The sequence below is a fragment of the Limnobacter sp. CACIAM 66H1 genome, from assembly GCF_001601825.1.
Lineage (GTDB): Bacteria > Pseudomonadota > Gammaproteobacteria > Burkholderiales > Burkholderiaceae_B > Limnobacter.
In genome coordinates this window covers 69,592-90,384 of record NZ_LUJK01000004.1, presented here as the reverse complement: position 1 = coordinate 90,384, position 20,793 = coordinate 69,592, and the positions used below count along the sequence as shown (strand labels likewise).

27 protein-coding genes and 1 tRNA gene are annotated in these 20,793 nt (G+C 53.1%); 3 read left to right on the top strand and 25 right to left on the bottom strand.

Annotated features, from left to right (window positions below; translation table 11 throughout):
• The first annotated feature begins 11 nt into the window (after nucleotides 1-11).
• Both grxD and A0129_RS02270 read left to right on the top strand, forming a co-directional pair.
• Complete coding sequence (grxD, locus tag A0129_RS02275) at nucleotides 12-344, top strand: Grx4 family monothiol glutaredoxin (protein WP_291712054.1); 333 nt, start codon at nucleotides 12-14, stop codon at nucleotides 342-344.
• 53 nt (nucleotides 345-397) lie between these two features.
• Nucleotides 398-1,000 carry a UbiX family flavin prenyltransferase gene (locus A0129_RS02270; RefSeq protein ID WP_291712052.1) on the top strand — a complete coding sequence of 201 codons (603 nt, stop codon included), beginning with the start codon at nucleotides 398-400 and terminating at the stop codon, nucleotides 998-1,000.
• Between the two features lie 32 nt (nucleotides 1,001-1,032).
• Here A0129_RS02270 and A0129_RS02265 read toward each other — a convergent pair whose 3' ends face one another.
• The 8 genes from A0129_RS02265 to A0129_RS02230 all read right to left on the bottom strand — a co-directional run bounded on the left by A0129_RS02265 (nucleotide 1,033) and on the right by A0129_RS02230 (nucleotide 7,797).
• Entirely contained in the window at nucleotides 1,033-1,938 is a 906-nt protein-coding gene (locus tag A0129_RS02265) for an SAM-dependent methyltransferase (RefSeq protein ID WP_291712051.1), read from the bottom strand.
• A gap of 898 nt (nucleotides 1,939-2,836) precedes the next feature.
• Nucleotides 2,837-2,912, bottom strand: a tRNA-Thr gene (locus A0129_RS02260).
• A 14-nt stretch (nucleotides 2,913-2,926) separates the two neighbouring features.
• On the bottom strand, nucleotides 2,927-3,469 hold the full coding sequence (locus A0129_RS02255) for a ClpXP protease specificity-enhancing factor (RefSeq protein ID WP_291712049.1): 543 nt from the start codon (nucleotides 3,467-3,469) through the stop codon (nucleotides 2,927-2,929).
• A 46-nt stretch (nucleotides 3,470-3,515) separates the two neighbouring features.
• Nucleotides 3,516-4,118, bottom strand: coding sequence for a glutathione S-transferase N-terminal domain-containing protein (locus A0129_RS02250; protein WP_105029704.1), 603 nt, complete (start codon nucleotides 4,116-4,118; stop codon nucleotides 3,516-3,518).
• Nucleotides 4,119-4,193: 75 nt separating this feature from the next.
• Nucleotides 4,194-4,952, bottom strand: coding sequence for a cytochrome c1 (locus tag A0129_RS02245; protein ID WP_291712048.1), 759 nt, complete (start codon nucleotides 4,950-4,952; stop codon nucleotides 4,194-4,196).
• A gap of 50 nt (nucleotides 4,953-5,002) precedes the next feature.
• On the bottom strand, nucleotides 5,003-6,268 hold the full coding sequence (locus A0129_RS02240) for a cytochrome bc complex cytochrome b subunit (protein ID WP_291712047.1): 1,266 nt from the start codon (nucleotides 6,266-6,268) through the stop codon (nucleotides 5,003-5,005).
• A gap of 25 nt (nucleotides 6,269-6,293) precedes the next feature.
• Nucleotides 6,294-6,899 carry a ubiquinol-cytochrome c reductase iron-sulfur subunit gene (petA, locus tag A0129_RS02235; protein WP_291712045.1) on the bottom strand — a complete coding sequence of 202 codons (606 nt, stop codon included), beginning with the start codon at nucleotides 6,897-6,899 and terminating at the stop codon, nucleotides 6,294-6,296.
• Between the two features lie 145 nt (nucleotides 6,900-7,044).
• Nucleotides 7,045-7,797, bottom strand: a complete 753-nt coding sequence (locus A0129_RS02230) for a Nif3-like dinuclear metal center hexameric protein (protein ID WP_291712068.1) — start codon at nucleotides 7,795-7,797, stop codon at nucleotides 7,045-7,047.
• A 32-nt stretch (nucleotides 7,798-7,829) separates the two neighbouring features.
• Between A0129_RS02230 and A0129_RS02225 the strand changes: the two genes are divergently transcribed.
• Nucleotides 7,830-8,984, top strand: a complete 1,155-nt coding sequence (locus A0129_RS02225; protein WP_291712043.1) for a S1C family serine protease — start codon at nucleotides 7,830-7,832, stop codon at nucleotides 8,982-8,984.
• A gap of 41 nt (nucleotides 8,985-9,025) precedes the next feature.
• On the opposite strand, the gene tatC is transcribed toward A0129_RS02225, so the two are convergent.
• The 17 genes from tatC to A0129_RS02140 are packed head-to-tail and all read right to left on the bottom strand — an operon-like array spanning nucleotide 9,026 to nucleotide 20,762.
• Nucleotides 9,026-9,763, bottom strand: coding sequence for a twin-arginine translocase subunit TatC (gene tatC, locus A0129_RS02220; protein ID WP_291712041.1), 738 nt, complete (start codon nucleotides 9,761-9,763; stop codon nucleotides 9,026-9,028).
• A 15-nt stretch (nucleotides 9,764-9,778) separates the two neighbouring features.
• Nucleotides 9,779-10,204 (bottom strand): Sec-independent protein translocase protein TatB, encoded by a 426-nt coding sequence (gene tatB, locus A0129_RS02215; protein ID WP_291712039.1) that lies wholly within the window; start codon nucleotides 10,202-10,204, stop codon nucleotides 9,779-9,781.
• A gap of 24 nt (nucleotides 10,205-10,228) precedes the next feature.
• On the bottom strand, nucleotides 10,229-10,465 hold the full coding sequence (gene tatA / locus A0129_RS02210; protein WP_138515691.1) for a Sec-independent protein translocase subunit TatA: 237 nt from the start codon (nucleotides 10,463-10,465) through the stop codon (nucleotides 10,229-10,231).
• A gap of 36 nt (nucleotides 10,466-10,501) precedes the next feature.
• Nucleotides 10,502-10,858: a histidine triad nucleotide-binding protein gene (locus A0129_RS02205; protein ID WP_275270366.1), complete on the bottom strand. Its 357-nt coding sequence runs from the start codon at nucleotides 10,856-10,858 to the stop codon at nucleotides 10,502-10,504.
• Nucleotides 10,859-10,880: 22 nt separating this feature from the next.
• The gene (locus A0129_RS02200; RefSeq protein ID WP_291712036.1) at nucleotides 10,881-11,219 is read right to left on the bottom strand and encodes a phosphoribosyl-ATP diphosphatase; all 339 of its coding nucleotides are present in this window, start codon (nucleotides 11,217-11,219) and stop codon (nucleotides 10,881-10,883) included.
• 13 nt (nucleotides 11,220-11,232) lie between these two features.
• Nucleotides 11,233-11,658 (bottom strand): phosphoribosyl-AMP cyclohydrolase, encoded by a 426-nt coding sequence (hisI, locus tag A0129_RS02195; RefSeq protein WP_291712034.1) that lies wholly within the window; start codon nucleotides 11,656-11,658, stop codon nucleotides 11,233-11,235.
• A 14-nt stretch (nucleotides 11,659-11,672) separates the two neighbouring features.
• The gene (hisF, locus tag A0129_RS02190) at nucleotides 11,673-12,437 is read right to left on the bottom strand and encodes an imidazole glycerol phosphate synthase subunit HisF (protein WP_291712032.1); all 765 of its coding nucleotides are present in this window, start codon (nucleotides 12,435-12,437) and stop codon (nucleotides 11,673-11,675) included.
• Complete coding sequence (gene hisA, locus A0129_RS02185; RefSeq protein WP_138515702.1) at nucleotides 12,437-13,186, bottom strand: 1-(5-phosphoribosyl)-5-[(5-phosphoribosylamino)methylideneamino]imidazole-4-carboxamide isomerase; 750 nt, start codon at nucleotides 13,184-13,186, stop codon at nucleotides 12,437-12,439. Before hisA ends, hisF begins: the two co-directional genes overlap by 1 nt.
• A 51-nt stretch (nucleotides 13,187-13,237) precedes the next feature.
• Nucleotides 13,238-13,870, bottom strand: coding sequence for an imidazole glycerol phosphate synthase subunit HisH (gene hisH / locus A0129_RS02180; protein WP_291712030.1), 633 nt, complete (start codon nucleotides 13,868-13,870; stop codon nucleotides 13,238-13,240).
• Nucleotides 13,867-14,454, bottom strand: coding sequence for an imidazoleglycerol-phosphate dehydratase HisB (hisB, locus tag A0129_RS02175; RefSeq protein ID WP_291712028.1), 588 nt, complete (start codon nucleotides 14,452-14,454; stop codon nucleotides 13,867-13,869). Before hisB ends, hisH begins: the two co-directional genes overlap by 4 nt.
• A gap of 14 nt (nucleotides 14,455-14,468) precedes the next feature.
• On the bottom strand, nucleotides 14,469-15,569 hold the full coding sequence (hisC, locus tag A0129_RS02170; RefSeq protein ID WP_291712026.1) for a histidinol-phosphate transaminase: 1,101 nt from the start codon (nucleotides 15,567-15,569) through the stop codon (nucleotides 14,469-14,471).
• 7 nt (nucleotides 15,570-15,576) lie between these two features.
• Nucleotides 15,577-16,899, bottom strand: coding sequence for a histidinol dehydrogenase (gene hisD / locus A0129_RS02165; protein ID WP_291712024.1), 1,323 nt, complete (start codon nucleotides 16,897-16,899; stop codon nucleotides 15,577-15,579).
• A 20-nt stretch (nucleotides 16,900-16,919) separates the two neighbouring features.
• Nucleotides 16,920-17,555: an ATP phosphoribosyltransferase gene (gene hisG / locus A0129_RS02160; protein WP_008247881.1), complete on the bottom strand. Its 636-nt coding sequence runs from the start codon at nucleotides 17,553-17,555 to the stop codon at nucleotides 16,920-16,922.
• Nucleotides 17,552-18,808, bottom strand: a complete 1,257-nt coding sequence (murA, locus tag A0129_RS02155) for a UDP-N-acetylglucosamine 1-carboxyvinyltransferase (protein WP_291712021.1) — start codon at nucleotides 18,806-18,808, stop codon at nucleotides 17,552-17,554. Before murA ends, hisG begins: the two co-directional genes overlap by 4 nt.
• A 17-nt stretch (nucleotides 18,809-18,825) precedes the next feature.
• Nucleotides 18,826-19,071 (bottom strand): BolA/IbaG family iron-sulfur metabolism protein, encoded by a 246-nt coding sequence (locus A0129_RS02150; RefSeq protein WP_040512074.1) that lies wholly within the window; start codon nucleotides 19,069-19,071, stop codon nucleotides 18,826-18,828.
• Nucleotides 19,072-19,101: 30 nt separating this feature from the next.
• A complete protein-coding gene (locus A0129_RS02145; RefSeq protein ID WP_291712019.1) occupies nucleotides 19,102-19,857 on the bottom strand; it encodes an ABC transporter permease in 756 nt (251 codons plus the stop codon).
• Nucleotides 19,854-20,762, bottom strand: coding sequence for an ABC transporter ATP-binding protein (locus A0129_RS02140; protein ID WP_291712017.1), 909 nt, complete (start codon nucleotides 20,760-20,762; stop codon nucleotides 19,854-19,856). Before A0129_RS02140 ends, A0129_RS02145 begins: the two co-directional genes overlap by 4 nt.
• Nucleotides 20,763-20,793: the final 31 nt, after the last annotated feature.

The following is a 20,793-nucleotide window of genomic DNA, read 5'->3' as shown; positions in this document are numbered from 1 at the left end:
AGGAAGTTTTTATGAGCGTTCGCGATTCCATTCACGAAACCGTTACCAGCCATCCCGTGGTTTTGTTCATGAAAGGAACAGCGCAGTTCCCCATGTGCGGGTTTTCTGGTCGCGCCATTCAAATCCTGAAAGCCTGCGAGGCTGAAAAAGTAGTCACGGTAAACGTACTGGACGACCCCGAAATTCGTCAGGGCATCAAGGACTACGCCAACTGGCCCACCATTCCACAGCTTTACGTGAACGGTGAGTTTTTGGGCGGTTGTGACATCATGACCGAGATGTACCAAAGCGGCGAGCTGCAGGCATTGATCGCCGCCGCCAATGCATCCACCAAATCTGAGTAAATCGTGAAACTGGTCGCGCGAATTGACGTGCGGCCACCTTCAGGCACCCCATCTTGAGCAGCACCCTCGCCCCCCAATTCAAACAATCCATCACTGTGGCCATCACAGGTGCCAGCGGTGCGTTGTACGGTTTGAAAATTCTCGACTTGCTCAGAGCCCGTGGCGACACGGAAATTCATCTGGTCGTCTCGTCTTCTGGCTGGCTTACCGTGGCCAGTGAAAGCGACTTGAGCAAGGAGGAGATTGAAGCGAAAGCCCATGTGGTGCACTCACCCAAACAAGTGGGCAACTGCATCGCCAGTGGCTCCTACCCGTCCATGGGCATGGTGATTGCGCCCTGCTCCATGCACACTTTGGCTGCTGTGGCGCACGGCTTGTCGAACAACCTGATTACCCGTGCCGCGGATGTTGTGCTGAAAGAGCGACGCCGCCTGGTCTTGCTGCCTCGAGAAACTCCGCTGAATTTGGCGCATCTTCGCAACATGGTCAGCGTGACGGAAATGGGTGGAATCATCATGCCACCGGTGCCGGCACTGTACCAGCGCCCGGCCAACATCGACGCCATGGTAACTGACACCGCCCAGCATGCGCTCCAACTACTGGGGCTACCCAATGTGCAGCGCAGCGAATGGCAAGGGCTCAAAAACAGCACCTGACTGATTGCGCTTTGCCAGCGTTTTCTGGGTGATCAAACAACGTTTCGGGCAGCCTCATCCACCTCATCGTTCCAGGCTGGCACGTGAAAGCGCTCCTGCAAAACCTCTTCACCATCCAGCCCCAACTCAACCAACATACTGCGCAATCGCTGCGCAGCCTTGGGGTTCGACCGCTGATGCTTCTTGGCAATAATCAACTCATTTTTCATCGAGTGCTCCCAACCCACCAACTCGGTCACAGTCACCTGATAACCATAGGCCTCCAGTTGCAGGCAACGCAGCACATTGGTGAGCTGGCTTCCGAATTCCCGGGTGTGTAGGGGGTGGCGCCACATTTCCACCAAACTGGTTTTACCCAGCTGGCTGGCTTTGTTTTTGCGCAAATGCGCCGCCACTTCAGCCTGACAACATGGCACCAAAGCCATAAACTTCGCCTGTTTTTTCAACCCGAATGAGATCGCATCATCTGTCGCGGTATTGCAGGCGTGAAGCGCCGTCACAATATCGACTGTGTCAGGCAAATCAGGATGGTCTGTGGCCTGCGCAACCGGCAAATTCATGAACCGCATACCAGCATCAAATCCAAGCTGTTTTGCCAGTGCATTGGACTTGTCAACCAACTCTTGCCGTGTTTCCACACCAGCCACTATCGCGCCTTCTGGGTTCTGTTTCATGTAAAGGTCATACAGAATAAACCCGAGATACGACTTGCCGGCGCCATGATCTACCAGATACAAACCACCGTGATTGGCTTTGCGCACTTCGTCAATCAACGGTTCAATGAAATGGGTCAGGTGATACACCTGCTTTAGCTTTCTCCGGCTGTCCTGGTTAATGCCACCTTCTCGCGTCACAATGTGCAACGCCTTCAACAGTTCGATGGACTGGCCTGGCTTAAGCTCAAGTGTATCTAGGGGGTTTCTTTTGGGTTTGGGCATCGCTGTGGGTTGCTGCGGTAAATACAATGCGCACAGTGTAAAGGGTTTGAGCGCAATTGGCGTGGGTTCTGATCTCTCACCTGCCGGTGAACTGCCCAATCGGCTTGGGTTCCGATCTCTTGCAGCCTCTTCATCGCCCAATCTGCTTGGGTTCCGATCTCTCGCCTGCCGGTTAACTGCCCGATCGGCTTGGGTTCCGATCTCTCGCCAGAAAACCTGTTGACCCCTTGCTGAGCCTCGCGATGCCTGAGAACGGCCCTCCAAAAAAGCGGGTCGGGTCCGTTCTCTGTTGCCCATGCTGGGCAACACCGGCACTGCTCGGCACGCAAGGGCAGGTTTTCTTGAAGGCGAAGCGATCGAAACACCGCCGCCGATTGGGCAGCATATCCGTACGTGAGCTGTGAAGTGGTGCAGATTCGCCAGTGCCGATTGACCATTGAACACAGCTGCGAGTTGCGTGGTGATGGCGAAGCGCTGCACGGGAGTGCGAGGAGCTGAACTTGCAATGGGTCGCACGATGACCAGTCAGAAAACTTGCCGGCTTGGCGCGCAGAGACCAACGATCGCGCCCTGGCGCGAAAGCCAAGACCCGACCGTGACTTTTGGAGGGCTTGGCTTAGTGCAGGCTCAAGACGACAAGCCGAAATGCCAAGTTTTCGGGCAGCGGGGACCCTTCAAGTTCAGCTCTTAAATCACCAGTTCAGTGCGGCACAAGTAACACATGCCGAGTTGCGCAACAAACAGCAGCAGCGACCGTTCAAGTTCAGCTCCCAAGTCACCGACCCAGAGGGGCACAAGCAAACCACGTCGAATTGGCAATAGACGCCAACGCAGGACGCATCATCACGTGTACGACAGAAAAAAGCTTGGATGATTTCCCAAGAAACCGGGAGAAGAATGGTGCCGCTTGTCGGATTCGAACTGACGACCTACCGCTTACAAGGCGGTTGCTCTACCAACTGAGCTAAAGCGGCACTTAAGAGAAGCGCTATTTTACTCGAGTCAGATGATTTTTTTTCTTCTGCCCGGGTTTTTTTGGTGTTTTTTCATCAGATTTATCCGTTTTAGCCACAGACAAAGGCTGCGGATCTTCCGATGCACCGGAAACTGAACGCAAACCCGCCGGTTTATCTTCCGAATCCTGTGAAACTGGCTCATCCTCTTCATCGAGAATGAATTGAACAGCCTCGTTTCCATCACCTTCAATCTCGGCCAATGGCTTCAACACTTCAAAAGCCATTCCGTGGCCATTCTCGCGCGCGTAAATAGCACTGATCTGCTCGATCGGCACAAAGATTTCTCGAACCACGCCACCGAACCGGGCCTCAAACTCAATCGCGGCATTGCCAAGACTCAATTTGTTGGTGGCCAAAGGAGACGTATTCAGCACAATCTCCCCCGCCTTGACAAACTCTTTTGGCACCTGGGTTTTTTCATTCACAGCCACGGCGAGGTAAGGCGTGTAGCCATTGTCGACACACCATTCGTGAATGGCTCGAATCAAATAAGGCTTTGTAGATACTTCAGTCACAACTTTTTCCTCGACGTTTCCGGACAGCTTCGCAATGAAACTTCAATTAACGACGCATTACCTTTTCAGAGGGTGTCAATGCATCAATAAATGCAGGTTTCGCGAAAATGCGTTCGGCATACTTCATCAATGGCGCAGCAGACTTTGGCAACTCAATGCCATAGTGCTCCAAACGCCACAACAGCGGTGCCAAGGCAACGTCCAGCATGGAAAACTCCTCTCCCAGCATGTATTTGCTTTTCACAAATACCGGCGCAAGTTGGGTCAACTGCTCGCGAATCGCCGACTTGGCTTTGTCCATGGCCTTGGGGTTACCGGCCTTCTCCAACACACTCACATGTTGGAACAACTCTCGCTCGAAATTGAATAAGAACAAGCGAGTACGCGCACGCATCACTGGGTCCGCAGGCATCAGTTGGGGATGGGGAAAACGCTCGTCGATATACTCGTTGATGATGTTTGATTCGTACAGAATCAAATCACGTTCAACAAGAATTGGCACCTGACTGTAAGGGTTCATCACACTGATGTCATCAGGCCGGTTGAACAAATCAATGTCCTTGATCTCGAAATCCATGCCTTTTTCATGCAAAACGAACCGGCAACGCTGAGAAAACGGGCAGGTCGTTCCAGAGTAAAGAACCATCATAATGTTGTCATCCCAAAACAAAAAATGGCCGGGGCGAGCAAACACCCCAGCCTGTACATGATTAAGCCAAAAAGCTTACTTGATGTCTTTCCAGTAAGCGGCGTTCAAGCGCCAGGCAAAAATGGTAAACACGCCGAAGAACAACAGCACAATCACGCCCAACTTGAAGCGGTCTTCGCGCACAGGTTCAGCCATATACACCAAGAAACTGGTGAGGTCAGCCATGGCCTGGTCGTATTCCACCTGAGTCATGGTGCCGGGCTTAGTCACCTCAAATCCAACGAACTTCTGAACAGTACCTTCCTTGCCATAACCGGCTGGCACCTCTTCATACTTGGCCACTTGTTCACCCTGCAGTTCCCACAACACATGCGGCATGCCGACGTTCGGGAAAGCCATGTTGTTCCAGCCAGTGGGCTTGGAAGGATCACGGTAATAAGTACGCAGGTAAGTGTAAATGTAGTCAGCGCCGGGGCCGTTTGCAGAGGCACGTGAACGTGCGATCAGGGACAAATCGGGAGGTGCTGCACCGAACCACTTCTTGGCATCCTTTGGATCCATGGCAATGGTCATGGTATCGCCCACATTGTCCGTGGCGAACATCAGGTTTTCCTTGATCTGCTCATCGGTCAAACCAATGTCACGCAAGCGGTTGTAGCGCATGCTCTCTGCAGAGTGGCAATTCAAACAGTAGTTGGAAAACAACTTGGCGCCGCGCTGTAGCGCAGCCAGGTCGTTTGTCAAGTCAGGCGCCTTGTCCAATGGGTAATTACTGCCCGCACTGAAAACCAGTGAGGGAACAAGCGCCAACAAAGCCAGTATTTTTTTCATCATTTAATCCTATCTTCTCCAGTTCGTCGTCCAGTCAGCTTGGTGCGCAATCATCAGTGCGGTTGAAACACAACACGGTCAGGCACTGGCTTGAATGTGCCCAGCTTTGACCACCACGGCATGGCCAGGAAGAACAGGAAATAGTACAGGGTACCAATCTGGGAAACGATTTGACCAACATCTGATGGTGGCTTCACGCCCAGATAACCCAACACGATGAAGTTGATTACGAACACTGCGTAAATCCACTTGTGCATGGCTGGACGATAACGGATTGACTTCACGGGGCTCTTGTCCAACCAAGGCAGGAAGAACAGGATCACCACTGCGCCACCCATGGCCACCACACCCCAAAACTTCGCATCCAGACCCAGGAACGGGAAGGTAATTGCACGCAGAATGGAGTAGAACGGTGTGAAATACCAGACAGGTGCAATGTGTGCAGGCGTCTTCAATGGGTCAGCCGGAATGAAGTTGTTATATTCCAGGAAGTAACCACCCATTTCAGGCGCAAAAAATACAATCGCTGAGAACACCATCAAGAACACGCCTACACCCAAAATGTCATGCACCGTGTAGTAAGGGTGGAACGGAATGCCATCCAAAGGCTTGCCATTCGCGTCTTTCTTTTCCTTGATTTCAACACCGTCGGGGTTGTTCGAACCCACTTCGTGCAAAGCAACCAGGTGAGCTGCAACCAGGCCCAGCAACACCAGTGGAATTGCGATGACGTGGAAGGAGAAGAAGCGGTTCAAGGTGGCATCGGAAACCACATAATCACCACGAATCCAGATGGCCAAATCAGGACCAATCACCGGAATGGCGGAGAACAGGTTCACAATCACCTGAGCACCCCAGTAGCTCATTTGACCCCAAGGCAGCAGATAACCAAAGAACGCCTCGGCCATCAGACACAGGAAGATCGCAACACCGAAGATCCAGATCAGTTCACGTGGTTTGCGATAAGAGCCGTACAACAAGCCACGCATCATGTGCAGATAAACCACCACGAAGAACATGGATGCGCCTGTGGAGTGCATGTAACGAACAAGCCAGCCCCAAGGCACATCGCGCATGATGTACTCCACGGACTGGAATGCCTTGGCCGCATCGGGCTTGTAATGCATGACCAGGAAAATACCGGTAACGATCTGGATGACCAACACCAGCAAGGCCAGTGAGCCAAAGAAGTACCAGAAGTTGAAGTTTTTAGGCGCATAGTACTCGGACAAATGCGCTTTGTAGGTCGAGGTCAGGGGAAAGCGCTGGTCAATCCAGCCCAACACGCCTGTTGTTTCGACTTTTTTGTCTGCCGCCATAATTACTACTCCTCGCTCTCAAATGTCAGGCGTTGTTCTCGTCTACACCGATCAACAACTTGGTGTCTGACAAATATTTGTGGGGTGGCACTTCCAAGTTGTCCGGAGCGGGCTTACCAGCATAAACGCGACCAGCCAGATCGAACGTTGAACCGTGACAAGGACAGAAAAAGCCGCCTTGCCAGTCATCAGGCAGGCTTGGCTGGGGGCCAGGTTCAAAACGCGCAGAGGGCGAACAACCGAGGTGTGAGCAAATGCCAACGGCTACCAGGTATTCGGGCTTGATTGAGCGATGAACGTTACGTGCGTACTCGGGTGTCAACTGATCTGGGCTGCGTTCTGAGTTGGGATCGGCCAGCTGGTCATTCAACTGAGGCAAGGCTTCAACCATGGAGGGGTCACGACGCACCACCCACACTGGCTTTCCACGCCATTCGACAGTTTTCATGTCGCCTGGCTGCATGCCAGAGATATCAAGCTCAACGGGCGCACCAGCGGCTTTCGCACGCTCGGAAGGTGCCATTGAAGTCAGAAACGCGCCACCAGTTGCTGCAGCCGCTACACCACCCGCTGCGCCGCAAGCGATCATCCATACGCGACGTTCTTTGTCTACAGGTTGATTATTGCTCATCAAAATAACCCCGAAAGTAAAATCCAGTGATCCATGCAACCGGAGATTGTACCCCACCAAGCTTGAAACAAGGAACAGTTTTGGGGAGAAATTCCATCAAATGCCGAATCGACAGAAACATTTACAGCCATACATTAGAAAACATCTAAACCGCGACGAACAAATCCCGGAATGTGACTTCAATTCCATATCGTTGTGCAATCCATTCCCCCAAAGCCTTCACACCACAACGTTCTGTGGCATGGTGACCAGCGCCCAGCAAACTGACATTGCATTCACGGGCCACATGCACGGCAGGCTCAGACAACTCACCGGTCAGGTATAAATCAGCACCTTGCAGTGCAGAGTCCTCGACATAGCCTGGTGCGCCACCCGTGCACCAAGCCACGGTTCGTATCAAACGGTGTGGGTCATCGGCCCCTTCCACACAGACACGATGCCCCAACACGGAACCAACCTTGTCCACCAATTGCTGCAATGGGACTGCTGCGGGTAACTCACCCATGTGAATCAAGCCTTTGTCGCCTACAACGCGGGTGCTGGGCCAACCCAGCATTTTCCCCAACTGGGCGTTGTTGCCCAGTTCAGGGTGTTTGTCCAGCGGCAAGTGGTACGCAAACACATTCAAATCATGAGCCAGCGCCAGTTGGAGTCGTTCTTTGCGAAACCCGGTCACGACCTGGGGGTCACCTTTCCACATCAGGCCATGGTGCACCAGAATTGCATCGGCATTCAATTCAATCGCCAGTTCAATCAGCGCCTTGGACGCAGTGACTCCCGTCAACAGCCGTTGAATACGGGGCCTGCCTTCCAACTGCAGCCCATTTGGGCAATAATCTGACATGCGAGCCTGATCCAGCAATTCCCGCAAGTCATGTTCCAGTAAATTCCGATCCACTGAAGCCAACGGCGCACCCCTGCATTCTTGATATGTTGAAAAAACTCTGGCTGACCTTTGCTCAGGCCTTAACCGTACTTCTTGCATTGTATTTCATCACCGAAGTACTGCGCCCAGAGTGGGTACCCAACTGGCTGCAAAAGCCGGCTTATCAAACAGCCCAGCCTGAAGGAGTGGCTGGCTACCGTCATGCCGTGGACACAGCCATGCCTGCGGTGGTAAATATTTTCACCAGCAAGCGCGCAGGCAATCTCCCCAAACACCCCTTCTTTGAAGATCCCGAAATTCGGAAGTTTTTCGGAGACGAACTTGAAGAACAGTTTGAGCAAGAGGAACAGGCCTCAAGCCTGGGCTCGGGCGTCATTGTGAACAGCGATGGTTTGATTGTGACCAACCAGCATGTGGTTGAAGCAGCCGATGAAATTGAAGTCAGCCTGAACGATGGACGAACCACCAAAGCCGAGCTGGTGGGAACCGACCCCGAAACTGACCTTGCAGTGCTTCGGATCAAACTTGATAACCTTCCTAGCCTGAAATTTGCCGCCGATGAGACAGTACGGGTGGGCGACGTGGTTCTAGCCATGGGCAATCCCTTTGGCGTGGGCCAAACCGTCACTATGGGCATTGTGAGTGCGCTGGGTCGAAACCATGTTGGCATTAATACGTTTGAAAACTTCATTCAAACCGACGCGGCGATCAACCCGGGCAACTCGGGTGGCGCGCTGGTGGACACTGCAGGTAACCTGCTGGGTATCAACACCGCCATCTACAGCCGTTCTGGGGGCTCACTGGGTATCGGCTTTGCCATCCCGGCCAAAACTGTTCAAGGCGTGTTGAACCAGATTGTGCGCACCGGCACGGTGACACGTGGTTACATCGGTGTGGAGCAACAAAACATCACCGAAGAACTGGCCTCGGCATTTGATTTGCCACAAAAAGACGGCGTCATTATTGCGGGTATCGTGAAAGATGGGCCCGCCGACAAGGCTGGCTTGAAAGTGGGCGATATTCTGCTGAAGCTGGACGACAAAAAAATCACCGACACTACACAGATGCTGAACCAAATCGCGGCCTACGCACCGGGCGAGAAAAAATCAGTGGAGTTGTTGCGCGATGGCAAACCCGAAACAGTCATGATTGAGATCGGCGTGCGTCCAAAGCCAGGTGACTTTTTGAAACGGCCTTGATAGATCCTCAAGGCCCCACACTGCCTGACTTATGTTCTGACTTATTCCAGAATTTGCTGACGCTGTTTGCCGATAATTTTGGCAAACAGAATGCCCACCTCATACAAAATACAAATGGGAATGGCCAGAAATAACTGAGACATTACATCGGGAGGCGTGACGATGGCAGCGATCACAAATGCGCCCACAATCACATACCCGCGAATTTCCACCAGCTTTTCCACGGTCACTACGCCTAGGTAGACCAACACCACCACCACAATGGGCACCTCGAAAGTCATGCCAAAGGCCATGAACATGGTCAACACGAAGCTCATGTAGGCTTCGATGTCCGGTGCAGGCGTAATACTTTGCGGAGCAAAATCATTGATGAAGGCAAACACCTTGCCAAATACAATGAAATGACAGAAAGCGATACCCACGAGAAACAGCACTGTGCTCGAAAAAATAATGGGCAAAGCCATTTTTTTCTCGTGTTGATACAGACCGGGCGCAATAAAAGCCCAAGCCTGATACAGCAGGATGGGCAGAGAAATCACAAAAGCCACCATGGCAGTGAGCTTTACGGGCACCATGAAGGGAGTGATTACACCCGTGGCAATCATCTTGGTGCCTTCCGGCAGAGCGCTTTGAATGGGCAGGGCCAACAAATCAAAGATATAGGCAGCACCCGGGTAAGCCATCAAGGCAATAAAAACGACCAAAAAACCCACCACCGCACGCAACAAGCGATCGCGCAATTCGACCAGGTGGCTGACAAAATTTTCTTGCTGACTCATTACCCATGCACCTTGTTATTTGGCCTCTACCTTGGGGGCAGGCCCCACGGATTGCGCTGGCGCTGGCTCTTCCGCCTTGGACGGAGATTGTGTCGTTGATGCGGTCCCGGACGAGGCGGCTGGCTTGCTGTTCTCGAGTTCCGCAATATCATCTTCGATCGACTTTACCGATTTGTTCAAATCAGCCTCGGTGTCTCGCAAGGTGGTTTGTACATCGCCCTCAACCTTACGCGCTGCAGTTTGCATTTCTGCCTGCAACTTGCGCAACTCGTCGATTTCCATTTCCCGATTGATTTCAGACTTCACGTCACTCACGTAACGCTGGGCCTTGCCCAACAGGTGGCCCACCGTTTTGGCCACCTTGGGCAATTTTTCAGGGCCTATCACCAGCAGCGCGATCACTGCGATGATAAGCATTTCCGAGAAAGCAATGTCGAACATGCTGCGCGCCGCAAATAGGGAAAATTAGCTGGAGGATTTCTCTTTGGCTTCAACATCAATCGTGTCGGACTTCTTGGCATTGCCATCCGCGAGTTTGGCGGCATTTTGCTCGCCCTCAGAACCGCCTTCCTTCATGCCGTCTTTGAAACCCTTCACTGCACCACCCAGATCAGATCCGATGTTGCGCAACTTCTTGGTGCCAAACACCAACATCACGATAACCAGCACAATCACCCAGTGCCAAATGCTAAATGAACCCATGACTTACTCCTGATATGTTTTTCGTGTCTCGTTGCGTTACAAGGCTGGCATGCCAAGCATCACACCCAATGGTTTATTGCCGCCAAGTATGTGCACATGAACATGATACACCTCTTGGCAACCTACCCGCCCGGTGTTCACAATGGTCCTGAAACCATCATGACACCCTTCTTGCTTGGCCAATTGACCCGCGATGGTCATTATTTTTCCCATCACAGGAATGTCTTCTTCAGTGGCATCGGCCAGCGTGGGAATGTGCTTTTTCGGAATAATCAGAAAGTGCACGGGTGCAGCTGGCTTGATGTCGTGAAACGCGAGGATATCCTCGTCTTCATATACTTTTCTGCTAGGGATTTCCCCAGCGACAATCTTGCAGAAAATGCAATCTGACATGTCTCATCCCTTATTCGAGTATTTATTGGGGCCGGTTGGCCTTTTCAACCAAACCCGACAAACCCATACGGCGATCCAGTTCGGTCAGTACATCGGCAGCGGTCAAACCGTGCCAGCCCAATAACACGAGGCTGTGAAACCACAAGTCGGCTGTTTCAGCGATCACTTTCGCGGGGTCTTGATCTTTGGACGCCATCACCAGTTCACAAGACTCCTCACCGATCTTCTTCAAAATCGCATCCTGCCCCTTGTGGTGCAACTTCGCCACGTAGGACTGATCCGGACTGGCCTGCTTGCGTTCTTCCAATACCCTCGTCAGACGCTCGAGCAAGTCTCCAGACGCTTTTTCAAGGTCAGTCATGCTTGTTCATTCCTTATTTTTTGCCGTACATGTCGGAAGGATTCTTGAGCACTGGGTCTTTGGCAACCCACTTTGGCTTTCCACCCTGCTCAACTTCCAGCGCATAATAAAAGCAGCTTTCACGGCCTGTGTGACAAGCGACACCGCCCACTTGTTCCACCATCAGCACCAGCACGTCGCCATCACAGTCCAGGCGAATTTCCTTCACCTTTTGCTGGTTGCCCGATTCTTCACCCTTGTGCCACAGTTTACCGCGCGAACGTGAAAAATACGTTGCAAAACCAGTGCTGGCAGTAATTTCAAGGGCCTCACGGTTCATCCACGCGACCATCAACACCCGTTTACTGAGGTGGTCTTGAGCAACCACATTCACCAACCCCTTTTCGTCGAAACTGACACTGTCCAGCCAGTTCTCGGTGAGGACTACGTCCTTGCTCATGGCGATACCCCCTTTTACAGCCGAACTGTAATGCCGGCCTTGGCCATGTGGGCTTTGGCCTGCTGAACCGTGTACTCGCCGTAGTGGAAAATGCTGGCGGCCAACACTGCACTGGCCTTGCCCTTGATCACCCCATCCACGAGATGGTCCAGGTTACCCACACCACCGCTGGCGATCACAGGAATGCTCACAGCATCGGACACTGCTCGGGTCAATTCCAGATTGAAACCGATTTTGGTGCCATCGCGGTCCATGCTGGTCAATAACAATTCCCCAGCGCCCAAGGCCTGCATTCTGCGGGCCCATTGAACCGCATCAAGCCCAGTGGGCTTTCGTCCACCATGGGTGTAAACCTCCCAACCCGGCTCTCCATTGCTTTTGGCCTTGGCATCAATCGCCACGACAATGCATTGGGAACCGTACTTGGTGGCCGCCTCGCCCACCAGATCAGGATTGTTAACGGCAGAGGTGTTGATGCTGATTTTATCGGCGCCCGCATTCAGCAGCCTGCGCACGTCTTCTACCTTTCGCACTCCGCCGCCCACGGTCAATGGAATGAACACCTGACTGGCCACGGCTTCAATTACATGCAAAATCAGGTCCCGGTCGTCCGATGAGGCAGTGATATCCAGAAACGTCAGTTCGTCAGCGCCCTGCTCGTCATAGCGACGCGCAATTTCTACGGGATCGCCCGCATCGCGCAGTTCTACAAAATTGACGCCTTTGACCACCCTGCCTGCTGTGACGTCGAGGCAGGGAATGATGCGGCTGGCAAGCATTAGTAAGACTTTCCGTTCAATTCATCGGCCAGGGCCTGACCCTTGGCAAAATCAAGAGTGCCCTCATAAATAGAGCGACCGCAAATAGCACCCATCACACCTTCATGCTCAACTTCGCACAACTGTTTGACATCATCCAGATTGGTAATACCCCCTGATGCAATCACGGGAATGGTCAAGGCGTTGGCCAGACGGACGGTGGCTTCAATGTTCACACCGCCCAACATGCCGTCGCGACCAATGTCGGTGTAAATAATGGCTTCCACGCCATAACCTTCGTACTTCTTGGCCAGATCAACCACATCATGGCCGGAAATCTTGCTCCAGCCATCAGTGGCCACTTTGCCGTCTTTGGCATCCAGGCCCACTATAATTTGACCGGGAAACGCACCGCACGCGTCGTGCAAAAAACCAGGATTCTTCACGGCGGCCGTACCAATGATCACATAGCTCAGGCCATCGTCCAGGTAACGTTCAATCGTGTCGAGGTCACGAATACCACCACCCAGTTGCACCGGAATGGCACCACCCACAGCATCCAGAATGTCAATAATGACACCCTCATTCACAGGCTTGCCGGCTATGGCGCCGTTCAAATCGACCAGGTGCAGGCGGCGCGCGCCACTTTCAACCCATTTCATGGCCATTTCGACCGGGTCTGCCGAGAAAATGGTGGCATCGTCCATATTGCCTTGCTTCAGGCGAACACACTGACCGTCTTTCAGGTCGATTGCTGGAATGAGTAACATGAGACTGTGTTGTTAACTATTCAAGTGAGTGAAAAAAGGATCGGTAAAAACTCAGGGGTTCCATCTTAAAAAGTTTGAATACAGCCTTAAGCCGTCTTCAGCGCTTTTTTCAGGATGAAACTGTGTTGCAAAGATGTTATCCCGTGCAATGGCGCAGGTAAAGCGAACACCGTAGTCCGTTTCGCCTGCAACGTGTTCCGGATTGACCGGGTTGACGTGGTAACTGTGCACAAAATAAAACCACGCGCCGTTTTCAATGCCGTCCCACATGGGGTGCCTGATGCGCTGATTCACCTGGTTCCAGCCCATGTGGGGCACCTTCAGACCGCACTCCACGGTCAAACGAGGGTCGAACCTCACGACATCGCCTGGAAACAGGGCAAGACACTCGGCGGGACCTTCAGCGCTGCGTTCCATCATCATTTGCTCACCAACGCACACACCAAACAAGGGTTTCGATTCAGCAGCGCGATACACAGCCTCCATCAAGCCCGATTCGCGCAGGGCTTTCATGCAATCCGGCATGGCGCCCTGACCAGGCAATACCACCCTGCTGGCCTGATCAATCAAGGCGGGGTCGTCGGTGATCCTGATTTCCTGGTTTTCGAGCTTTACGTGCTGCAAGGCCTGGGCCACCGAACGCAGGTTGCCCATGCCGTAATCAACAACGGCAACTAGACTCACAAAGCACCCTTGGTACTGGGGATGGCTCCCTGTTGACGTTCATCAATAGCCACAGCCATGCGAAGGGCGCGACCAAAAGCCTTGAATACAGTTTCACACTGATGGTGTGAGTTCACACCCTTCAAGTTGTCGATGTGCAGGGTGCACAGGGCGTGGTTCACAAACCCTTGGAAAAATTCAAACACCAGGTCAACATCAAATTGGCCGATGCTGGCTCGTGTGAAGGGAATATCCTGATGCAGACCAGGACGCCCGGAGAGATCGATCACCACGCGCGACAAAGCCTCATCCAGCGGCACATAGCTGTGGCCGTAGCGAACAATTCCTTTCTTGTCACCCAAGGCTTTCGTCAATGCCATGCCCAGCGTAATTCCGGTGTCTTCCACAGTGTGGTGAGCATCAATGTGCAGGTCACCCTTGGCCACAATATGAAGATCGAACAAGCCGTGGCGCGAAATTTGTTCCAGCATATGGTCCAAAAATGGCACGCCAGTGTCGAGGTGGCGCTCGCCTGTACCGTCCAGATTGATTTTCACGGTGATCTGGGTTTCCAGGGTATTGCGGGTAACTTCTGCGGTTCTCATGATTGTCTAAAAGGTTATGCGGCCTTCGTGGCCACTTCGTCGATGGATTGTTGAACAGCCACCAAAAACTGCTGATTCTCTTGCGGGGTACTCACGGTCACGCGCAAGCAATTTTGCAACAAAGGGTGGGCCTTGCCCACGTACTTCACCAAGATACCCTTGTTTTTCAGGGCTTCAAAGACTTCAAGCGCATTCGGGATGCGGAAAAGCACAAAATTGGCGTAAGAATCAAACACTTCAACGTCGCCGTTGGGTATTTTGAGGTTTTTCAGGGATTCAGTCAGCACATCGCGTTGATCCCGAAGCAACCGGGCCTGGGCCTCAAAAGCTTCAAAATGTTCGAGGGCAAATTGAACCGCAATTCGCGTCAGTACGTTGACGTTGTACGGTGGGCGTACTTTGTCGATTTGCTCCACCCAGGCAGGGCTGGCCACGGCATAACCCAACCGCGCTCCGGCCAAGCCAAGTTTGGAAAAGGTTCGCAAGACCAGCACATTGGGAAATTCAAGCACTCGGGCCATGAAGGATGCATCGGCAAAAGCCTCGTAGGCCTCATCGACAACCACCAAACCCGGCGTGGCTTCGATGATTTGAACAATTTCTGCCTCGCGCAAGGCCACACCGGTGGGGTTGTTGGGATAGGCCAAAAACACCACCTTGGGTTTGTTGGTTGCGATGGCCTTCAACATGGCCGGCATATTCAGGCTGAAATCCGCATTGAGGTCGACACCCACAAAACGGGCATGGCTCCACTGGCTGTACACCGCATACATCACAAAAGTGGGCACGGGCGACAACACCGCATCGCCGGGCATGCAGCAGGCACGAATGATCAGATCAATCAATTCGTCGGAGCCATTGCCAAACAGCACATGGGCCGCTTTGGGTATTGCCGTGCAGGCGCGCAAGGCGGCTTCAAGCTCAAGTGCCTTGGGTGCGGGGTATCGGTTCAGCTCCGCATTTTTTAACTGCTGCGCAAGCTCATCCAGCAAAGCTGCAGGCATGCCCTGGGGATTCTCCATGGCGTCCAGCTTCAACATGCCGGCCGAAGGAGCCACCACGTAAGCATTGGTGGCCTGCACATCAGCACGAATTGTTTTTTGAAGTAGGCTCATGGTGCGCTTAGTCTGCCTTTCTGAATTTCGGGCCTACGCGATACTCTGCAGAGCGCGCGTGGGCTGGCAAGCCTTCACCATAGGCCAACTCGGCAGCCACTTCACCCAACGTGCTGGCGCCTTCACGGCTGGCAAAAATAATGCTGCTTCTTTTTTGGAAATCGTACACACCCAAGGGCGAGCTAAACCGCGCGGTGCCCGCAGTAGGCAACACGTGGTTGGGGCCTGCGCAATAATCGCCCAGCGATTCGCTGCTGTAGGGGCCCATGAAAATGGCACCGGCGTGGCGTAATTTCCCAACCCAGGCGTCCGGGTCCTGCACACTCAACTCCAGATGTTCGGGTGCAATCTGGTTGCTAAGCTCGCAGGCTTCGTCCATGTCTCGCACCTGTATCAAGGCACCGCGATTTTTGAGCGATGTGGCAATCACGGTGGCACGCGGCATGGTGTCCATGAGGCGCTTGATGCTGGCCTGCACATTGTCGAGAAATTCCTTGCTGGGGCTCAACAAAATAGACTGGGCCATTTCATCGTGTTCAGCCTGGCTGAACAGATCCATGGCGATCCAGTCGGCATTGGTGCTACCGTCACAAATCACGAGAATTTCAGAAGGACCTGCAATCATATCGATGCCCACTGCACCAAACACACGACGCTTGGCTTCAGCCACATAGGCATTGCCCGGGCCCACAATTTTGTCTACACGCGGCACGGTTTGCGTGCCATAGGCCAAGGCAGCCACCGCCTGCGCTCCACCGATGGTGAACACGCGGTCCACACCCGCCAGGTGTGCGGCGGCCAACACCATCTGGTTTTTCACACCACTGGGGGTGGGCACCACCATGACCACCTCTTTCACACCCGCTACTTTCGCGGGTACGGCATTCATCAACACCGAAGAGGGATAGGCTGCTTTGCCACCCGGCACATACAAACCGGCACGATCAAGTGGCGTGATACGTTGCCCCAGGCGGGTGCCGTCCGCTTCAGTGAATTCCCAGCTTTCTGCCACCTGACGCTCGTGAAAAGCACGCACACGCTGAGCAGCCACTTTCAAAGCCTCGCGCTGCGCGGGGTCAAGCGTATCAAAAGCCTGCTTTAGTTCGGCCTGTCCAATTTCAAGCTCAGCTGCGCTATCGGCCTTCACTCGATCGAACTTTTCTGTGAACTCCAGCAAGGCCTCATCGCCGCGCTTGCGCACCGCATGAATAATGTCTGCCACCGCACCTTCTACATGCGGATCGCGTTGTTCTTCATAAGCGAGCAATGCACGAAACTGCTCGGCAAAGTTGGCATCTTCTGTAGACAATCGACGAATTTGGGAAGACATTTTCTACTACCTTTAAAATTTCACGCTACTGCTTGAGTAAACACATCCAGAATTGGTTGCAAAGCCTCGTACTTCATTTTCAACGCCGCCTGGTTGACCACCAAACGGGAGGATATTTCACAAATTTCCTCAACCTCGACCAGCTTGTTGGCACGCAAGGTTGAGCCGGTGCTGACCAAATCCACGATGGCATCGGCCAGGCCCACCAATGGTGCCAGTTCCATAGAGCCATACAACTTGATCAAGTCCACATGCACACCGCGATTGGCGAAGTGCTCGCGGGCACTGTTGACATACTTGGTGGCGATGCGCAAACGCGCACCCTGCTTGACTGCGCTGGCATAGTCAAAGCCTTCAGGCGCCGCTACACACAAGCGGCATTTGGCAATGTTCAAATCGAGTGGTTGATACAAGCCCGCACCGGAATGTTCAATCAGCACGTCTTTACCCGCGACACCCAAATCGGCGGCCCCATGCTGCACATAGGTGGGCACATCGGTAGCACGCACGATGATGATTTGTACGTCTGCACGGTTGGTACCAATAATCAGCTTGCGCGATTTTTCGGGGTCTTCGGACGGCACAATGCCCGCTTTCTCCAGCAGGGGCAGCGTTTCCTCAAAAATGCGTCCCTTGGACAGGGCCAGTGTAATCATTGGGCTACTCTCGTCACATCTGCGCCCAGTTTGCGCAATTTCTCTTCCATTCTGTCATACCCGCGATCCAGGTGATAAATGCGGTCGATTCGCGTTTCATCGCTGGCCGCCAGGCCGACAATCACCAGGCCCGCAGAGGCGCGCAGGTCGGTGGCCATCACAGTGGCGCCATCGAGACGTTCAACGCCTTTGATAATCGCCGTGTGGCCTTCAATTTCAATATTGGCACCCAATCGCACCATTTCCTGAACGTGCATAAAGCGGTTCTCAAAAATGGTTTCATTGACCACTGCTGTGCCATCAGCCACACAGTTCACCGCCATTAACTGGGCCTGCATGTCGGTTGCAAAGCCGGGAAATGGCGCTGTGCGCGCGCCCACAGCCTTGGGACGTGTGTTCATGCTGGCATGAATCTTTGTCCCCTCCACTTCAATGCTTACGCCCGCGGCGCGAAGCTTTTCGATGGTGGCGTCCATGCTGTCGGCATCGGTGTTGTTCAAGGTAATGTTGCCACCGCAAGCCGCTACAGCACACAAAAACGTACCTGCTTCGATTCGGTCGGGCATCACCTTGTATTCACAACCATGCAGCTTTTCAACGCCGTGAACGGTAATGGTGTCGGTGCCAATACCTTCAATTTTTGCGCCCATCTTCACGAGCATTTTCGCCAGGTCCACCACTTCAGGCTCACGGGCGGCATTTTCGATAATGGTAGTACCCTCAGCCAAAGCGGCTGCCATCATCAGGTTCTCGGTACCGGTCACAGTTACCATGTCGGTCACAATCCGAGCGCCCTTCAGGCGCTTCGCCTTGGCATGAATGTAGCCTTTTTCAATGGTAATTTCGGCACCCATTGCCTGCAGGCCTTTGATGTGCTGATCAACAGGGCGCTGCCCGATGGCACAGCCACCAGGCAAACTCACACTGGCCTCACCAAAGCGGGCCACCAAGGGACCTAGCACCAGAATACTGGCGCGCATGGTTTTCACCAGATCGTAGCTGGCGATGGGCTCAGAAATCTCTTCTGCTCGCAAGGCCAACTGATTCTCACCGTGCCAAAAACACTGAACACCCATAGAGCCCAGCAAACGCAAGCAAGTGTTGATGTCCCGAAGACGCGGCACGTTGGTAATGGTGACCGGCTCGGCAGTCAGCAAACTCGCACACAAAATGGGCAAGGCCGCATTCTTCGCACCAGAAATCGACACTTCTCCGTGAAGCGGCTTTCCGCCACGAACCAAAAATGAGTCCATTGAAGGGCAGTCCTTTTTTACGCTTGTTGTTGAGCCCATTCCGCGGGCGTCAATGTTTTCATCGACAGGGCGTGAATTTCGGCACGCATCCTGTCACCCAGTACTGCATACACTTTTTGATGGCGCTGAATGGCGCGCAGTCCCTCAAATGCGCTGGCCACGATGACCGCCTCAAAATGCTGACCGTCACCAGACACAGTGAGGTGCTCACATTCCAAGCCCTGCGCAATATAGCCGCGAACGGTTTCAGGCAACAACATGATTTTTCCTATCCTTTTGATTCAACAGCACTATTATCCCCTCAATTTGTAACCAGAGGTCACCATGCGCATCGCAATTACGGTCAAAACCGCCCAGGCGGACAGGCCGATGGCCAGACTAAACCAGGGGCTGACATCGCTTACACCGAAAAAGCCGTAGCGAAAACCATCTATGAGGTAGAAAAACGGATTGAAGTGCGATACGGTTTGCCACACCGCTGGCAAGGAGTGGATGGAATAGAACACACCCGACAAAAAAGTAGCCGGCATAATGATGAAGTTCTGGAAGGCGGCCAACTGATCAAATTTTTCAGCCCAAATGCCTGCAATTACGCCCATGGTACCCAGCAGGGCTGAACCTACCAATGCATGCACGAGAATCCACACCGGGTTGTACACATGCAGACCGACGAACGCGACCGTGACCAACAACACCCCCAAACCAACAGCAATGCCACGGGCCATGGAGGCCAGAACATACGCCGAGAAAAACTCGAGATGGGACAAAGGTGGCAACAACACAAACACCAGGTTGCCAGTAATTTTTGATTGAATGAGGCTGGAGGATGAGTTCGCAAATGCGTTCTGAAGCACTGACATCATGACCAGGCCAGGGACCAAGAAGGCCGCATAGCTGACGCCCGGGTAAGGCTCGACTTTGCCATCCAGTACATGCGAGAAAATCATGAGGTACAGTAGAGCTGTGACCACCGGGGCCAGCACGGTTTGAAAACTGACCTTCCAGAAGCGCAGAATTTCCTTTTTGAACAGGGTTTGCCAACCAGTCATTTGGAACCCCCACTCATCAGCTGCACAAATACTTCCTCGAGGTCTGGTTTTTCGATACTGCACTCCAAGACGTCCAGGTGGTCTTTGCGACATTGCGCCAGTATTTGCTCGATTTCTGCAGGTCCATTCAATGCCAAAGTGTAGCGCCCTTCGCTGACCTGGGCCTTCAACACCTTGGCTTGCAGACCAGAGGGCAATACACCGTTTAACTGAAGGTTCAGCGTCTGATTGGCGTGCTTCTTCAGCAGGTTTGGCGTGGTGTCCACGGTGAGTACCTCACCCTTTTTCAACATGGCGATGCGGTTACACAGGGTTTCCGCCTCTTCGAGGTAATGGGTGGTCAATAGAATGGTGTGCCCTTTCTGGTTCAAGCCTGCAATGAATTTCCAGAGTGTTTGACGCAATTCCACGTCGACACCCGCAGTAGGCTCATCCAGCACAATCACCGGAGGTTTGTGAACAAGCGCCTGGGCAACCATCACCCTTCGCTTCATGCCTCCTGACAAAGTACGCATGTTGTTGTCGGCTTTGTCTGCGAGGCTCAGTGAATCCAGAAGTTCGTCGATCCAGTCATCATTCTTCTTCAGGCCGAAGTAACCCGACTGAAAACGCAGGGTTTCACGTACCGAAAAAAACGGATCAAACACCAATTCCTGGGGCACGATACCAATACTGCGACGCGCATCGCGAAACTGATCCACCACATCAAAACCCATGACTTTGGCGATACCTGTACTGGCACGGCTTAGGCCGGCAATGATATTGATCAACGTTGTTTTGCCGGCACCGTTTGGCCCGAGCAAGGCGAAAAACTCCCCTTCCTGAACTGTGAGTGACACATTGTTCAAGGAACGGAATTCACCAAAATATTTGGATACAGAGCTCAGCTCTAGCGCAAACGACATGACTTCTCGCACCCAAGAAAGGTGCTACAGG

What these genes read in the sequence shown, in the direction of transcription:
- grxD (WP_291712054.1), top strand. Translation starts at nt 12, where the DNA reads ATGAGCGTTCGCGATTCCATTCACGAAACCGTTACCAGCCATCCCGTG.
- A0129_RS02265 (WP_291712051.1), bottom strand. Translation starts at nt 1,938, where the DNA reads ATGCCCAAACCCAAAAGAAACCCCCTAGATACACTTGAGCTTAAGCCA.
- A0129_RS02250 (WP_105029704.1), bottom strand. Translation starts at nt 4,118, where the DNA reads ATGATGGTTCTTTACTCTGGAACGACCTGCCCGTTTTCTCAGCGTTGC.
- A0129_RS02245 (WP_291712048.1), bottom strand. Translation starts at nt 4,952, where the DNA reads ATGATGAAAAAAATACTGGCTTTGTTGGCGCTTGTTCCCTCACTGGTT.
- A0129_RS02240 (WP_291712047.1), bottom strand. Translation starts at nt 6,268, where the DNA reads ATGGCGGCAGACAAAAAAGTCGAAACAACAGGCGTGTTGGGCTGGATT.
- petA (WP_291712045.1), bottom strand. Translation starts at nt 6,899, where the DNA reads ATGAGCAATAATCAACCTGTAGACAAAGAACGTCGCGTATGGATGATC.
- A0129_RS02225 (WP_291712043.1), top strand. Translation starts at nt 7,830, where the DNA reads ATGTTGAAAAAACTCTGGCTGACCTTTGCTCAGGCCTTAACCGTACTT.
- tatC (WP_291712041.1), bottom strand. Translation starts at nt 9,763, where the DNA reads ATGAGTCAGCAAGAAAATTTTGTCAGCCACCTGGTCGAATTGCGCGAT.
- tatB (WP_291712039.1), bottom strand. Translation starts at nt 10,204, where the DNA reads ATGTTCGACATTGCTTTCTCGGAAATGCTTATCATCGCAGTGATCGCG.
- tatA (WP_138515691.1), bottom strand. Translation starts at nt 10,465, where the DNA reads ATGGGTTCATTTAGCATTTGGCACTGGGTGATTGTGCTGGTTATCGTG.
- A0129_RS02205 (WP_275270366.1), bottom strand. Translation starts at nt 10,858, where the DNA reads ATGTCAGATTGCATTTTCTGCAAGATTGTCGCTGGGGAAATCCCTAGC.
- A0129_RS02200 (WP_291712036.1), bottom strand. Translation starts at nt 11,219, where the DNA reads ATGACTGACCTTGAAAAAGCGTCTGGAGACTTGCTCGAGCGTCTGACG.
- hisI (WP_291712034.1), bottom strand. Translation starts at nt 11,658, where the DNA reads ATGAGCAAGGACGTAGTCCTCACCGAGAACTGGCTGGACAGTGTCAGT.
- hisF (WP_291712032.1), bottom strand. Translation starts at nt 12,437, where the DNA reads ATGCTTGCCAGCCGCATCATTCCCTGCCTCGACGTCACAGCAGGCAGG.
- hisA (WP_138515702.1), bottom strand. Translation starts at nt 13,186, where the DNA reads ATGTTACTCATTCCAGCAATCGACCTGAAAGACGGTCAGTGTGTTCGC.
- hisB (WP_291712028.1), bottom strand. Translation starts at nt 14,454, where the DNA reads ATGAGAACCGCAGAAGTTACCCGCAATACCCTGGAAACCCAGATCACC.
- hisC (WP_291712026.1), bottom strand. Translation starts at nt 15,569, where the DNA reads ATGAGCCTACTTCAAAAAACAATTCGTGCTGATGTGCAGGCCACCAAT.
- hisD (WP_291712024.1), bottom strand. Translation starts at nt 16,899, where the DNA reads ATGTCTTCCCAAATTCGTCGATTGTCTACAGAAGATGCCAACTTTGCC.
- hisG (WP_008247881.1), bottom strand. Translation starts at nt 17,555, where the DNA reads ATGATTACACTGGCCCTGTCCAAGGGACGCATTTTTGAGGAAACGCTG.
- murA (WP_291712021.1), bottom strand. Translation starts at nt 18,808, where the DNA reads ATGGACTCATTTTTGGTTCGTGGCGGAAAGCCGCTTCACGGAGAAGTG.
- A0129_RS02145 (WP_291712019.1), bottom strand. Translation starts at nt 19,857, where the DNA reads ATGACTGGTTGGCAAACCCTGTTCAAAAAGGAAATTCTGCGCTTCTGG.
- A0129_RS02140 (WP_291712017.1), bottom strand. Translation starts at nt 20,762, where the DNA reads ATGTCGTTTGCGCTAGAGCTGAGCTCTGTATCCAAATATTTTGGTGAA.